The organism is Nostoc sp. (assembly GCF_036917465.1).
In the GTDB taxonomy this organism is placed as follows: Bacteria; Cyanobacteriota; Cyanobacteriia; order Cyanobacteriales; family Nostocaceae; genus Nostoc.
Map to the genome: position 1 here is coordinate 17,438 of NZ_JBALDL010000029.1, position 15,764 is coordinate 33,201.

Sequence of the window (15,764 nt, forward strand, 5' to 3'; positions counted from 1 at the left end):
GGTAATTCATGAATTACCCCTACCATGTGTAGTTCTGCGTAAGTCCTATAGATGTCTCAAGATTTTAAGGAAATGGTATCAGTGTTGGGTAGTGTAAGTTGATTAAACATGACTACAAAGCAAAAAAATACTGTACTTAAATCAAATCTAATTCCATTAGATTACCTAGCCACATTTGGTAAGTCTCAGACTTTCTGTGCAGATACTTGTTCTCGTTTTTCTTGAGTTTGCAATGCAGAATAAAGTCTATTCAGCGCATTTACATAAGCTTGCGCTGATGCCACGATGATATCTGTGTTCGCTGCATGACCAGAAAACACTTTAGATTCATAACGCAAACGAATTGTCACTTCTCCAATGGCATCAATACCGGCTGTTACTGACTGCACAGAAAACTCAATCAACTCGTTGGGTACATTCACTACTCGATTGATGGCTTTGTAAACTGCATCTACTGGCCCAGTACCGATCGCAGCATCGGTTAATTCTTCACCTTCTGGGGTGCGAAGAGTGACTGTAGCAGTGGGTTTGGCGTTGCTACCACAGGAAACTTGCACCAACTCAACCCGGAACAAATCGGGCGCTTGTTGGATTTCATCGTTAACGATCGCTTCCAAATCCCAATCAGAAATATCTTTCTTTTTATCCGCTACTTCTTTGAATCTAACGAAGGCTTTATTTAACTCAGTATCCGACAGTTCAAAGCCTAATTCTTTTAACCGGGTGCGGAAAGCATTTCTCCCGGAATGTTTGCCCAAAACGATTTGATTGTCTGACAAGCCAATCAATTGGGCATCCATAATTTCGTAAGTCAGTTTGTTTTTTAACACACCATCTTGGTGAATTCCAGACTCATGGGCAAAGGCATTAGCCCCAACGATCGCTTTATTTGGTTGTACTAACATCCCCGTCAAATTAGAAACTAAGCGTGAGGTTTTGTAAATTTGTCGGGTGTCGATATTTGTCAGGGATTCTTGAGATTCTTCTGCTCTGCCGAGATATGGATTAAAATATTGCCGTCGCACATGTAGCGCCATTACCAATTCTTCTAGGGAGGCATTGCCGGCACGTTCGCCAATGCCATTGATGGTACATTCTAGTTGGCGTGCGCCATTTTTTACCGCTTCTAAGAAGTTAGCAACTGCCAAGCCTAAATCATTATGACCGTGAACGGAAATAATCGCTTGGTCGATGTTGGGGACATTTTCAATAATGCCCTTAATTATTGCCCCAAATTCGCTAGGGGTGGTGTAACCAACTGTATCGGGGATGTTAACTGTTGTTGCACCAGCTGCGATCGCTCGTTCTACCACTTGGTAAAGAAATTCTGGATCGGAACGAGCCGCATCCATCGGCGAAAATTCCACATCTGTCATGAAGGACTTGGCATAAGCGACCATTTCTTCGGCGATCGCTAATACTTCTGCTCGTGACTTGCGTAGCTGATACTCTAAATGAATATCAGAAGTAGAAATAAATGTGTGAATTCTAGCGTTAACTGCTGGTTTTAATGCTTCTGCGGCTGCTTCAATATCTGCTTTTATCGCTCTTGCCAAACTGCAAATTACCGGGCCATTTTCTGTCCCCACAACTTCAGCAATCTTACTGACTGCTTCAAAATCTCCGGGGCTGGCAAAAGCAAAGCCTGCCTCAATTATATCTACACCCAGACGTGCTAGTTGCTTGGCAATAACTAGCTTTTCATCTATATTCAGAGTCGCTCCCGGACACTGCTCTCCATCTCGCAGTGTAGTATCAAAAATGATGATTCGATCTGTTTTGTTTGTCATTTGCGGTTTGCTGTTTTATTTTTACTTGTGTCTTAATATATCTTCAACCTTAGTTTTTCTTTTACTCTTACCTTTGTAAATAATTGCTAAGGATACTAACCTTCAGTTTTTTCTATTTGATCTCTGATATCATTTAAATCTATATATCTATCAGTAGCGTTCCGTAGTTCTCTAGCGATCATTCCTTCTGTTGATACTACTGTAATATGTGTATTTTTTGAGCGTAATAGTTCAATTGCTCTTTCAAAATCTCCATCGCCACTGAATAATACTACTCGGTCATACTGGTCTACTGTATTAAACATATCTACAACAATTTCAATATCTAAATTCGCTTTTTGCGAGTAACGACCGGACGTATCATCATAATATTCTTTAAGAATTTTAGTTCTGACTGTATATCCTAGACTAATTAGAGCATCTCTAAAACCCCGTTGATCCTGTGGGTCTTTTAAGCCAGTGTACCAGAATGCATTAATTAATGTTGTTTCTGATTGCTCATGTTTGAAGTATTCTAATACTCGCCGAGGGTCAAAAAACCACCCATTTTTTTGTTGAGCATAGAACATATTGTTTCCGTCTACAAAAATAGACAGACGATTCATTGGAGAACCCATAGAAATTTACACCTAATAATATAAATGAATTTAGATGGAACAATAGATTATAGCAATTTTCAAATAGCAAGTTTGCTAATATCTATAAAGTAGCTCTTCATCTATAGCTTTTATCCTACCTCTTTCAAGGCATAAAAACGGATGCAACATTAGAGTTGAGATGATGGGTACTAAACCTTATTCACCTCCAGCACTGTAAGAGCTACCATTTGAATCAAAATCTACCAATAAAATTTAACCAGTAACAGCATTCATCGCCGTATAACATTAAAGTTTACTCCTAAAGAGGCATGGCATAAGCTTAGAGTAGGATATAAGTTGATGCCCATCTAAAGGTAAAGCTTTCAGTATCAGGTCATGCTTTGTGGGGAGTACCAATAGTACGCCAAAGACAGAAGACTACCTTGGGACAGCTTCTGGTAGAACACCCAGTTAGGAGCATACCTGTTGCTTAGGTTAGGGTAAAATCTCGCCGCAACCAATTGCAGAGGCGAAGTAGATCCGGCTCTGATCTGTGAGACAATCACTCTTTTGTAACTCACTTAACAGAAAAACAAAAAGTCAGGCAGTACCTGAGTATAAATCTCTTGGGGGCTAGCTCTGCCAATAAAAGTTTGTTGATGAATAGAAGATACTTTACAAATGTATAAGATTGTCATTTAAGTCTTATTTCAATGTGCTTGCATTAAAACGTGGTCTGAATAAATAAAAGTGTTGGACTTAAATCAATAAGTAACACGATATGGCAGAAGAACCTACATCTACCTTAACTAAAAACTATGTCTCTGCTGCCAATAGACACTCAAGTAAACCGACAAAAGTAACCTCGACAGCATCAGATCGTCAGTATCGGTGGATGATTCGCTTAGGTCATCTCCTTGCTGGGGCTTGGGTAATGGGTGCAGCAGTCCTGAGCGCTTCTGGTGAGCAATCGGTTCAATTGATGGAAAATAAGGCGCTTTCTGGCTTTTTTCAACTGCGTGGGCCGATTGTGCCTCCAGAAGATATCGTAATTTTAGCAATAGACGATCAGTCAATATCAGTTCCCGAACAGTACTATAAAACAAATCCGAAACAGTATGCCTACCTAGAAACACTGAAATCTTATCCTTCTAAACGTGCTGCTTATGCACAGATAATTACAAAATTAATCAAAGCAAGTGTCCGCTCTGTAGCATTATATGTAGTTTTTAATACACCAAGCAGTTATGGAGTTGCCGACGATCGCCAATTTCAGAGAGGATTGCAAAAATATGGCAGTAAAGTTACCTTAGCAGCCAACTACGAAAATTCGCAGGTTCGCCAAGGGTACTTTACGCAACTGACAGACCCACAAGAGATGTTTCGTACAGGGTCAGTATCCATTAGCTCAGTAAATTTTCCTGTAGAAGTGGATGGTAAAGTTCATCGATTGCCGAGTGAGTATTCTAAGTCATTGCCTGAAGATAATTTGATCGAGAAGCTACTCTCCTTTGATGAAGCAGCACTCAGGACAGCACAAGTAAATTATCCCCGACCAAAGGGCGATCGCATTTATTTTTGGGGGTCTGCGGGTACATTTGAGCAAATGCGCTAAACCTATGTCGGGCGTGGAAATTCACGCCAATGCGATCGCCCCAGGAATTAACACACCACCATTTTTGGCGTATTTTGAAGAAGATGAAGAATTTTATCTCGTGCAAGAACAGATAATTGGTCATGCTGTAAATCATGAATTGCCAGCAGGTAGAGCAATTGATGATATAGCCGCGATCAAAATTGTCAGAGACTTATTGCAAACATTAACATTTGTTCATAAAAACAATGTGATTCACCGGGATATTAAGCCCAGTAATATCATCCGGCGACACTCAGACGGAAAACTAGTATTGATTGACTTTGGAGCCGTCAAAAAAGTCAGTACCAAACAGCTTGAGATTCAAGACGCAACTCCCTTTACCATTGGGATTGGCACTCAGGGTTACGCACCAAGCGAACAATGTTTTGGCCGTCCCCACTATAGTAGTGACATCTATGCAGTAGGTATGGTTGGGATTAAAGCCTTGACTGGTGTAGCCTCCTGTGAGCTAGATAGAGATGCTGATGGAGAGATAAAATGGAGCGATGCCTACGGCGGTAAACTACGCTCTCAAGTAAGCCACTCTCTAGCTAAGATTCTCAGTAAAATGGTACTGGATGACTTCAAACAGCGATATCAGTCTGCATCAGAGGCTCTTGAGGATCTGAAAGCTTTTGACGATGTTATAAATTCTCAAAGCAGATACCTAATGCTAGAGGATGACTCATTAATAAATACTTTATACCAATTAAACACTCCGACAAAATCTTGCTCAGAAACTTCTTGATTGACAATGTTTTTATATCCTCAAACATTTGACACAACTCAATCATAGAATTTTTTTTAGAAATTTTTTCGAGTTTTTAAGCGATTATTATATGTGATTTGAACTACTTTTTTTAGACATATCTTAGAATGTAGATGCACACAATGTAGCTATTTTTTCTAAAAAATGGCCGAGGCGATCGCAACAGAGGTTACATTCATCTGTTTACCTTTTTGTAAATTCCATCCAAATTGACGATCTGGGCTGATATATCTCTGACCGAAGTTACAGCCTAATCAACCAAGTAGACGATTTATCCATAAAATCGTCAGGGTGCTAAGACAGCGTAGAGAGAGAGCTACAGGATATCTTCCTCACCGTACCAGCAGCTATGCATATCGAAAAACCCGCTACCCATGAACCGGAAGCTCCATTTTTAGTGCAAGATTCCGAGAGTTTCCCAGAATCAAAAGACTTATCTCCAGAAAATTTAGATCCTTGTCAATGCTCACAAGCCGCTTTGCAAATGGCATTAATAGCCAGTGGCTTGGGGTTGTGGGATTGGAATCTCATAACCAATAAAACTTATTACGATCCCCAGTGGAAGGGCATCCTGGGGTATGGAGTAGACGAAATCGCTCATGAGCATAAATCCTTTGAGCGACTTGTACATCCACAAGATTTACCAATAATTCACCAGGTGTTGCACGATTATCTCCAAGGATTCACGCCTGTGTTTGAAGTCGAATTGCGAATGTTGACTAAATCCGGCGAATGGAAATGGATTTTGGCTTGTGGCAAAGTATTTCAGTGGGATGAATTCGGTAAACCAGTGCGAATGGCGGGGACGCACAAGGATATTAGTCACGATAAGGCGATGTCTACGACGGGCTGCGCCTACGCTACTCAACAATACCAACTATTTGAACAACTCCAAAGAGAAATTGTCCAACGCCAATCTACTGAAGACCAAGTTAGGGAAAAATCACAGCAGCTAGAAACTACCCTCGAAGAACTCAAATATACCCAAAGGCAGTTATTGCAGAACCAGAAAATGGCTAACCTTGGTCAACTGGTGGCGGATATGGCTAACGAAATTAACAACCCCGTTAGCTTTATCTACGGCAATCTCCATCCTGCAAGTCAATATGCTGAAGATTTAATCAGAATCATTGAACTTTACCAACATTACTATCCCACACCGACACCAGTCATAGCCTTACATCTGCAACGCCTCGACCTTGGTTTCGTGAAGACAGACTTTTTGAAATTGCTGTGGTCAATGCGAGCCGGATCTGAGCGCGTCAAAGAAATTATTTTCGCTTTGCGGAATTTTTCAACCTCTGACGAAGGTCAAATGAAAAAGGTCGATCTGCATGAAGGACTTGATAGTGTTCTGAGGATTTTACAGCATCGGCTGAAAGAAAAGCCTGATAGAGCCGGGATCGAAGTAATTAAAAACTTTGGGCAATTGCCATTAATCGAGTGTTACCCTGGTGATTTAAATCAGGTATTCATGAACATATTAACTAATGCCATTGATGCTTTAGAAGAAAGGATGAAACATGATTATTCCTTTACTCCCAAAATTTTTATTCATACAGAAATTGTGAGAAGTCATTTGTCATTAGTAAATAGTAATGAACTTTGGGTAAATGACAAACGAGTAGAAAAAAAACACAGAGTTATCATTCACATTTCTGACAATGGTAAAGGCATACTTCCCCATATCCAAAGACAGATATTTGAACCATTTTTTACCACCAAACCAGTAGGTAAAGGTAAGGGATTGGGACTATCAATTAGTCGGGAAATTATAGTTGAAAAACATCAAGGTAAACTTAAGTGTAATTCTCAACTAGGTCAAGGCACAGAGTTGGTCATTGAGATGAATACAACAGCAAGACATTATGCCGCTATTAGACAACACGCCAGCTTCTAAGTAATTAGCCTTGGATAGGAGGTGTTAATTTGTAGAAGTCGATGCATTCACAACGCAAGTCAATAGATTTGATATTGTCTTATGAACCAATACAGTTAAGTTAAGCATTTATTCTTTTTCTTCCTTTGTGTTCTTTGCGTCCTTTGCGGTAATGCCTCCGGCACGCTCCGCGAACGTTAAAAAAATTGACTTTGATAAAGAGTTAAGCCTTAACTAAACCGTATTGTCTTATGAACACCTAAATTACAGCACAAGCCATCAATACAGTTCCGACGATAATCACCGCGTATGCATCGCACTAATTATTGGCGTATACTGCTGCAATGCTCGGCAGGAAAGTAACTAGCAATGCCAAACCAAAAATCAGGATTAACCTGTTTTTGCTACATCTAATCATGATTTAGGTCATTCTTGCGATCGCAGAGTTCTACTATGGGAAAATAAAGGTAACTAATACCCACCCCCAAACTTGCTTGACCAATTTACCCAAGACAGATAAACAGCAAATTTTATCAGTCAAAATCTATGAATTTGACCCCCTCTCAAACTCGAAAGCTACCTACTCAAGCGATCGCAGCCAGAATTTTCCACTGGTGTAACATCATCAGTCTATTTATCATGCTCACCAGTGGACTACAAATTTACAATGCCAACCCTGTATTTGGTGGACGTGCGGGTTTGCACATTCCTCCGATATTTACTTTAGGAGGTTGGCTTGCAGGGGGTAGACACTGGCATTTTGCCGCAATGTGGCTATTTTCACTAAATCTCTTGTGGTATGGAATTTACGTTTTAATTACCCGGCGCTGGCGACATCGGTTTGTAGGTGCGAATGACTTCAAAGCATTACAAAAAAGTCACAATTCCAAGCGTCTAATTTATGCTTGGCATCGGATTGCTTATACAGCAATTATTCCTATCTTGCTGCTGGCGTTATTTACAGGAATAGGCATGTATAAACCTGCTCAATTTCCCTGGATTGTAGATTTGTTTGGCAGTTGGCAAGCATTACGAATCGTTCACTTTGCCTCAGTGCCGATAGTTATCTTATTTGCAGTAATTCACCCTCGATTAGGGCAAAAAGCTGGTGGAACCGAATTAACAGAATCAATGTTTTAGGAAACAAACTCTGGTCATAAAAGTAGGAAAGCGCAATAACAAATAACAAATGACCAATGACCAATAACAAATGACTCTTTAAAAAAATATGAACTTTTTTGATAAATTGAATCGTAATATCTTACAAAATCAAAGCTTACTATTTGTAGGACTCGATCCAAACCCAGAGATGATGCCTGTGCGTTATGAATCTGAAGAACTAATCGCTGGTTTGGAGAAGTGGTTACAATTCATTATTGCGGAAACCTCTGATTACGTTTGTGCTTATAAACCGACACTTGGCTTTTACGAAGCGTTAGGTATTCCAGGTTTAGAATTGCTGTATAAAACTTTAGCAGCTATTCCAGCGCACATCCCAGTTATTTTAGATGCCAAACATAGTGACTTAAATACTAGTACCATTTTTGCCAAAACTGTGTTTACAGAATGGCAAGTGGATGCAATCACTCTTAGTCCCTATACAGGACAAGATCATGTAGCCCCTTTTTTGGTCTATCCTGATAAGGCGGTGTTTATTTTATGCTGTACTTCTAATCCAGGTGCAGAAGCTCTACAGAAATATCCTACAAACGAGTCACCCCTTTATTTACAGGTGGTAAAAGAATCAAAAACCTGGGGAACTCCAGAACAATTGGGTTTGGAAGTGGGAACTACAAATCCTGAAGTTTTAGCACTTATTCGAGCGATCGCACCAGAAAGAATTATTATGGTGCGTAGCATCTGGGCGAAGGGTGGAAACCTGAGACAAATTTTAGAAGCGGGCTTGAATGCTAACGGCGATGGTTTGCTGATTCCTGTTCCTCAAGATATGTTGGGAGACACACAACTATCTGAGGAAGTCAAGTCTCTAAACGCAGAAATTAATCAAATAAAAACTGAAATTATTTATGGAAATTCCACATGTTCTGTGTGGTTTCCTGATGTTTGTTTCCTAAATCAGCACCCCCACCAAGATTTGATTTTACAACTTTATGACATTGACTGTATTATGTTTGGCAGCTTTGTCCAAGCATCAGGAGCGATATTTCCTTATTACATCGACTTACGCAAAATTATTTCCAACCCCCAAGTTTTTAATCAAGTTCTCACAGCTTATGAGGATATTTTAAAAAATCTCAATTTTGATAGATTAGCAGGTATTCCCTATGGTTCTTTACCCACAGCTACTGGTTTAGCTTTGCGCCTTAATTGTCCGATGATTTTCCCCCGCAAAGAAGTGAAAGCCCACGGAACTCGGAAAGTAATTGAGGGTAACTTTCACCCTGGTGAAACAATTGTAGTGGTTGATGATATTCTTATCAGTGGTAAAAGTGTCATGGAAGGAGCAGAAAAGTTGGAATCAGCAGGATTAAATGTTAATGATATTGTGGTATTTATTGACCACGAACAGGGTGTGAAAGATAGGTTACAGCAAAATGGTTATTGTAGTCATGCAGTTTTAACTATTTCGGAAATTACTAATACTCTGTATCAAGCAGGGCGAATAAATGAGGAGCAATTTTTAGCTTTTGCTGAAAGTTAGGAATTGGGAATTGGGAATTGGGAATAGTTTTCTCATTCACCTGTGATTAAGTATATTTAATTCCCAGGTTAAATCTAGTAACTAAAATAATTTTAGCTGTTAAATTAATTATGAATTTTTCACTCAATCAACTACTTAAATGGTTAATTTTTACGCTGCTATTTCCTCTAGTCTTTCTCAATGGTTGGCTAGCATTTTTGCTTGTTAAAAATTTTCAACCTGTCGTCGCAATTCTTGTCTTAGCTACCTTACTTGCATTCGTTTTAAACTATCCCGTTGCCATTCTCCAAAAGCGAGGAGTGAAACGTGGCTATGCAGTATCATTAGTTTTTATATCAGCATTGATAATTGTCGTTGCTCTAGGTATCACTTTAGTACCCATTGTGTTAGAGCAATTTAATGAAATGGTTAAAGTTTTCCCCCAATGGATTGATTCTAGTGAAGAAAAACTTCAAGTTTTAAATGATTGGTTTTTTAGGCACAAATTAAATGTGAATTTAAGTCAGCTATTAGCACAAGTAACCGATCAATTACCTAATGAATTAGAGTTCGTTACGGATAAACTTTTAAGCATTATTATAGACACGATTGATAGTGTTTCTGATTCATTAATCATAGTAGTGCTGACTTTTTATCTCTTGTTAGATGGCCCAAGAATTTGGGAGGGAATATTTAAAAAATTACCAGGGAAATTTACTCAACAGGTAAGCCAGTCTATTCAGCAAAACTTCCAAAATTATTTGATTGGGCAGGTAACATTGGCTTTGTTGATGGGAGTTTCAATAACATTAATGTTTTTAGGTTTTCAAGTCGAGTTTGCTTTACTCTTTGGCTTGGGAGTTGGGCTTTTGAGCTTAATACCCTTTGGTGATGTCGTCAGTCTTGTTGTAATCACTTTTATAATAGCCACACATGACTTTTGGCTAGCAGTAAAGGTTTTTGCTGTAGCTGTTGTCATTGACCAATTAATCGATCAGGCGATCGCACCACGGCTTTTAGGTAAATTTACTGGGCTTAGACCAATCTGGGTGTTAATCGCTTTACTTGTAGGAACCAATGTCGCTGGAGTCTTAGGTTTGCTAATCGCGGTACCTGTAGCTGGTTTTATCAAAGATGCAGCAGATGGTTTTTCTAAATCTGGTGATTCTGAGAATGTAGTTGAAAGTGAAGTGCCATCAGAATTGTTCCCAGAGGAATCAGTATAGAAATAAGTTCTTTTACACTCTATTCGTCAATTTCTAGATCCGCATATTGGGCAAATGAACCTAAGTCGTGAAGTTCACCAGAACTTGCCTGTTTTATACCAACTTCTAATGAGCTACGAGCTATATAATTTTGCCATATCCAAAGTTCTCTTTCTAGAATGTTTACAACTGGGTCTAGCAAAATTTGTCCTACCTCATTGATCGGGACTCGGTAGCTCTTTGCTTTGGCAATAGTACCCAAGGTTAATCGTCCTTTATCATCAGTTTTGACACTATCTTTAACTATTTGAAAGTCCTGATTTTCAATCATATTGCTGCTATATCCTAAAATTATAAACATTTGTGGGTAAGTGGGTATTGCCCACTAAAAATAGAATTGCATAAAAAAAGCCCCAGCATTTTTACTGGGGGTAAGAAATAATACCATTTCACTTTATGTTTGTCGGAGATGCCCCTGCTAGTACCTCTACTTAGATGAGAGACTAGAATATTACTCAAATATTACAACAAAAAGCGCTCAGGTATAAAATTAACTAACATTTGCCAAGAGCAATTCTCGTTTTTCTGATTTTTGTACTCTCACCTGAGAGTCATCATCAACATCGATAAACGCTGTGTCTCCATCTGCAATTTGCCCAGACAGCATTGCTTCGGCGAGAGAATCTTCTAAAAGGCGCATAATTGCCCGACGTAATGGCCTAGCGCCGTAGCTGGGGTTATAGCCTTCTTGGACTACAAGTTCTTTGAAGCGATCGCTAACTTCAAGAATAATTCCCTTTTCTGTCAACCGCTTAGAAACTTCACGAAGCATAATCTCAGCGATTTGCTTCACTTCATCCCTAGAAAGCTGGGTGAAGACGATAATTTCATCGAGACGGTTCAGGAATTCAGGACGGAAGTAAGCTTTCAATTCCTCATTTACCAAGGTGCGGATGCGATTATAACTAGCGTCGCCTTGAGTGTCGAAGTCAAAGCCTAAACCACTACCACCTTTTTCAATCACCTTGGAACCGATGTTGGAAGTCAAAATGATCAGCGTGTTCTTGAAGTCCACTTTCCGACCTTTGGCATCGGTAAGATGACCCTCATCCAAGATTTGCAGCAGCATATTGAATACATCGGGGTGTGCTTTTTCGATTTCGTCGAATAGCAACACTGTGTAAGGTTTGCGCCGCACGGCTTCTGTAAGTTGTCCGCCTTCGTCGTATCCGACATAACCAGGGGGCGAACCAATTAGCTTGGCGACGGTGTGGCTTTCCATGTATTCGGACATATCTAGCCGAATCATTGAATCTTCCGCACCGAAGAAGTAAGAAGCTAGTGCCTTCGCCAATTCTGTTTTACCGACTCCGGTAGGGCCAGAGAAGATAAAGCTAGCAATGGGACGATTGGGATTTTTCAAGCCGACACGGGCGCGACGGATACCGCGAGATACAGCCGAAACAGCTTGCTCTTGACCGATGAGCCGTTGATGCAGAGTGTCTTCTAGATGTAGAAGCAATTCTGATTCCGATTCGGTTAGTTTGTTGACTGGTACGCCAGTCCAAGAGGCAACGATTTGGGCAATATCTTCTTCATCAACTACAGTGGAGTTGACAGGTTGCTCATTTGGTGTAAGCGTTGCTTGCACTTGTTCTGCGAGTTTTAACTCTTGGTCGCGTAGGGTTACAGCTTTGTCAAAATCTTGGACTCTGACTGCTGCTTCCTTTTCTTTAGTAACGCCAGCAAGTTCGCGCTTGAGTTCCTTATTGGGAGAACTTTGAGAGTTCCGCAGACGAACGCGAGAACCAGCTTCATCAATTAAGTCTATTGCCTTGTCGGGCAAGAAGCGATCGCTAATATAGCGGTCTGATAATTCTGCTGCTGCGACAAGTGCCGCATCCAAAATTGTGACTTTGTGGTGCTGTTCATAAGCGCCACGCAAACCGTAAAGAATTTGTACGGTTTCCTCTACCGAGGGTTCCCCAACCATAATCGGTTGGAAACGACGCTCTAGGGCGGCATCACGCTCGATATGCTTGCGATACTCATCAAGGGTAGTTGCACCGATACACTGGAGTTCACCCCGTGCTAGGGCAGGTTTGAGGATGTTAGCTGCATCCAAACCACCTTCTGTACCACCAGCGCCAACCAAGGTGTGAATTTCGTCAATTACCAGAATGATATTACCGACAGTACGAACTTCTTCCACGACTTTTTTGATGCGTTCTTCAAAATCGCCACGGAAGCGAGTTCCAGCTACCAATGACCCCATATCGAGGCTGATAACTTGCTTGTCCTGTAAGGTTTCGGGAACATCTTGATTGATAATACGTTGAGCTAGACCTTCTGCGATCGCAGTTTTACCAACTCCTGGTTCACCAATCAACACTGGGTTATTCTTTGTGCGGCGACCGAGAATTTGAATCGCTCGCTCAATTTCCTTCTCACGACCAACTACAGGATCAAGTCTGCCTTCTTGCGCTAGTTTGGTCAGATTTCTGCCATATTCTTCCATCGTTAGTGGTTGGGTGCGCTTTTGATTCCCACTACCAGCGAAAGCCGGTGCATTTTCACCCAAACGGCGAACTATAGCACTGCGAACAGTCTTAAAATCAACCCCTAGATTTTGCAGAACTTTGGCGGCGACACCTTCACCAGCCTCGGTTAATCCTAAGAGTAAGTGTTCAGTGTTGATGTAATTTTGTCCAAGACTATGAGCTTCTTTAAAAGATTGCTCGAAGAGGCTTTTCACCTTGGGAGTGAAAGGAATTTCCGGTGGTACAAAGCCAGAACCTCTACCAATAATTTTTTCTACCTCACGACGTGCGTCTTTGAGGGTAACGCCTAACTCGGCCAGCACTTTAGCAGCAACCCCAGTTCCTTCTCCCATCAAACCCAGGAGAATTTGCTCAGTTCCTACGAAGTTATGTCCCAGGCGACGTGCTTCCTCCTGAGCTAACATAATTACTCTAATGGCTTCGGAAGTGAAGTGTTCAAACATAATGGGTTATTGCTCCCTCGCTGCTTGGACTTTGGGTGAGATAAAATTCACCCTCATCTAAAGTTTTTTGTATTTTCTTAAAGACTAATGTAACTTTATTTAAAGTTAAGTGGCAGTGGTGAGAGCCGTAAGACATCAGGTGTACTAGCCGTCTAAGAGGAGTTAGGAGAGACGCGATTAATCGCGTCTGTACAATAGTTGGGAGTTAAGCGTAAAAAACAAGTTCTCAATCTTACAATTAGTTTTTCAGTGGAGAAGATGATTTTCTTTTGCCTTTTCTGCTCCTCTGCTCTCGGCTAAACTTAAAACTCAGGACTCAGAACGGGCTAAATGGACGGCTACCGCTAACGACACTCAGGACTCACGATGACTCAACCAACGGCCGGTAAAGATCAACAACATCCTCTTTATAACCGCGATCGCCCCCTTATTGATATCTTACTCGCTCAAGAGGCGACAGACTATAACTTAGCAGAATTAGCCCGACTGCGAATGCGTTATCAAGGCTTTCCAGGAGCTAGGGATATCCAAAAAGACCTAGATAAAGCCTTACTACGGTGGGGTTTGACTGAGGCCGAACTTTATGAGAAAACTCGCCAGATTCACTACCTCGGAGGTATTTACAAAAGTCGCGGTAAAAAAGACGAACAGGATTGGAATTAGGGAATTAATTATTCCCTCGTATTTCCAAATCTTGTACAGACGCGATTAATCGCGTCTCTCCTAAGTCGATATTATATAGCCTACAAGACCTTACACTGCCCATAATGCCGTAACAAATGATCGCACAGCACTAAGGCCACCATTGCCTCAACCATTGGAACTGCACGTGGTAATACACAAGGATCGTGTCGTCCTTTTGCTGCTAATAGGGTTTCTTCACCCTCACGAGTTACAGTTTTCTGCTCTTTTCTAATTGTTGCTGTCGGCTTAAATGCGACTCGCAAAATAATATTTTCCCCGTTGGAAATGCCGCCTTGAATACCGCCAGAACGATTTGTTACTGTACGAACTTCACCATTTGGATCAATATAAAATTCGTCGTTATGTTCAATTCCCGTTAGCAGCGTTCCCGCAAAACCGGAACCAATTTCAAAGCCTTTGCTAGCAGGGAGAGACATGACACCTTTAGCGATATCAGCTTCCAATTTATCAAATACTGGTTCACCCAAACCTTTCGGCACATTTCGCGCTACGCATTCTACCACACCGCCGATAGAATCGCCTTGTCTACCTATTTGCTCAATTAATTCAATCATGCGATCGCCGCATTCAGCATCGGGACAGCGAACGATATTGCTTTCTACTTGTTCTAAGGTGACAGTATTGGGATCGACTACACCTTCCAAATCTTTAATCCGCTTAACGTAAGCAATAATTTCGACATTGGCGACTTGACGAAGAATTTTTTTAGCGATCGCACCTGCTGCTACTCTTCCGATTGTCTCACGCGCTGACGACCTACCCCCACCTTGCCAATTGCGAATGCCATATTTTGCATCATAAGTTGCATCGGCGTGAGAAGGCCGATACTTTTGTACCATCTCGTCGTAATCTTGGGAACGAGTATCTTGATTACGTACCAAAACTGTTATAGGCGTTCCCAATGTTTTGCCTTCAAATACCCCTGATAGAATCTCACAAGTATCCGCTTCTTTACGAGGGGTCGTAATTTTACTTTGTCCGGGCCGCCTTCTATCTAATTCTACTTGAATTTCTTCTGCCGAAATTTCTAGTTGTGGAGGACAACCATCAATCACAACCCCCACACCGCCGCCGTGAGACTCGCCAAAAGTACTAATGCGAAATAGATGACCAAAAATATTGCCCATAATTTTTAGGAAAAAGGTGAGGCTTATGTATTCTACCTAGAGTTATTATAAAAGTTTATTTTTATACAATTTTTCACTATTTTTTAGTATTGCTGTAGGGGCAATTCATGAATTGCCCCTACCTTAAAATTTTTGCATAAGTTCTGTCCATAACAGTAAATACCTCATCTGTTGCTAAGTTAAATAAAAAAGCGCCCTCCCAATCTGGAGAGCGCTTTCTTACTTAGTTAATAGTTCAGAATTAACCGTTGATAGCAGGAGCAGAAAGAGCTACAGGAGCAGAATCACCAGCAGCCAAATCTAGAGGGAAGTTGTGAGCATTGCGCTCGTGCATTACTTCCATACCCAGGTTAGCGCGGTTGATTACATCCGCCCAAGTTGCAATTACACGACCTTCAGAGTCAATGATTGATTGGTTGAAGTTGAAACC

General features: G+C 40.9%; 10 protein-coding genes and 2 pseudogenes. 6 read left to right on the forward strand and 6 right to left on the reverse strand.

The window, feature by feature from the left end; all coding sequences use genetic code 11:
* Positions 1-185: 185 nt before the first annotated feature.
* Together V7K38_RS05935 and V7K38_RS05940 are read right to left on the reverse strand one after the other, a co-directional pair.
* A complete protein-coding gene (locus V7K38_RS05935; protein WP_334856201.1) occupies positions 186-1,790 on the reverse strand; it encodes a 2-isopropylmalate synthase in 1,605 nt (534 codons plus the stop codon).
* Positions 1,791-1,885: 95 nt separating this feature from the next.
* Entirely contained in the window at positions 1,886-2,407 is a 522-nt protein-coding gene (locus V7K38_RS05940; RefSeq protein ID WP_041565194.1) for a LabA-like NYN domain-containing protein, read from the reverse strand.
* 742 nt (positions 2,408-3,149) lie between these two features.
* Between V7K38_RS05940 and V7K38_RS05945 the strand changes: the two are divergent.
* From V7K38_RS05945 to V7K38_RS05965, 5 genes and pseudogenes are all read left to right on the forward strand, one after another.
* Positions 3,150-4,752, forward strand: a pseudogene (locus V7K38_RS05945) (protein kinase domain-containing protein).
* Between the two features lie 370 nt (positions 4,753-5,122).
* Entirely contained in the window at positions 5,123-6,673 is a 1,551-nt protein-coding gene (locus V7K38_RS05950; protein ID WP_334856203.1) for a PAS domain-containing sensor histidine kinase, read from the forward strand.
* 525 nt (positions 6,674-7,198) lie between these two features.
* Positions 7,199-7,792 (forward strand): cytochrome b/b6 domain-containing protein, encoded by a 594-nt coding sequence (locus tag V7K38_RS05955; RefSeq protein ID WP_334856204.1) that lies wholly within the window; start codon positions 7,199-7,201, stop codon positions 7,790-7,792.
* An 88-nt stretch (positions 7,793-7,880) separates the two neighbouring features.
* Positions 7,881-9,314 (forward strand): bifunctional orotidine-5'-phosphate decarboxylase/orotate phosphoribosyltransferase, encoded by a 1,434-nt coding sequence (locus V7K38_RS05960; RefSeq protein WP_334856206.1) that lies wholly within the window; start codon positions 7,881-7,883, stop codon positions 9,312-9,314.
* Positions 9,315-9,424: 110 nt separating this feature from the next.
* Positions 9,425-10,519, forward strand: coding sequence for an AI-2E family transporter (locus V7K38_RS05965; RefSeq protein WP_334856208.1), 1,095 nt, complete (start codon positions 9,425-9,427; stop codon positions 10,517-10,519).
* 19 nt (positions 10,520-10,538) lie between these two features.
* On the opposite strand, the gene V7K38_RS05970 is transcribed toward V7K38_RS05965, so the two are convergent.
* Positions 10,539-10,829, reverse strand: a complete 291-nt coding sequence (locus V7K38_RS05970) for a hypothetical protein (RefSeq protein WP_334856210.1) — start codon at positions 10,827-10,829, stop codon at positions 10,539-10,541.
* 219 nt (positions 10,830-11,048) lie between these two features.
* On the reverse strand, positions 11,049-13,502 hold the full coding sequence (locus V7K38_RS05975; protein ID WP_334856212.1) for an ATP-dependent Clp protease ATP-binding subunit: 2,454 nt from the start codon (positions 13,500-13,502) through the stop codon (positions 11,049-11,051).
* A 366-nt stretch (positions 13,503-13,868) separates the two neighbouring features.
* Here V7K38_RS05975 and V7K38_RS05980 point away from each other — a divergent pair, with 366 nt between their 5' ends.
* Positions 13,869-14,165, forward strand: a complete 297-nt coding sequence (locus tag V7K38_RS05980) for a DUF3288 family protein (RefSeq protein WP_334856214.1) — start codon at positions 13,869-13,871, stop codon at positions 14,163-14,165.
* A gap of 80 nt (positions 14,166-14,245) precedes the next feature.
* Here the strand turns inward: V7K38_RS05980 and aroC are convergent, their stop codons facing one another.
* Both aroC and V7K38_RS05990 read right to left on the reverse strand, forming a co-directional pair.
* Positions 14,246-15,334: a chorismate synthase gene (aroC, locus tag V7K38_RS05985; RefSeq protein ID WP_334856216.1), complete on the reverse strand. Its 1,089-nt coding sequence runs from the start codon at positions 15,332-15,334 to the stop codon at positions 14,246-14,248.
* 241 nt (positions 15,335-15,575) lie between these two features.
* Positions 15,576-15,764: pseudogene (locus V7K38_RS05990) on the reverse strand (photosystem II q(b) protein); the annotation flags it as partial.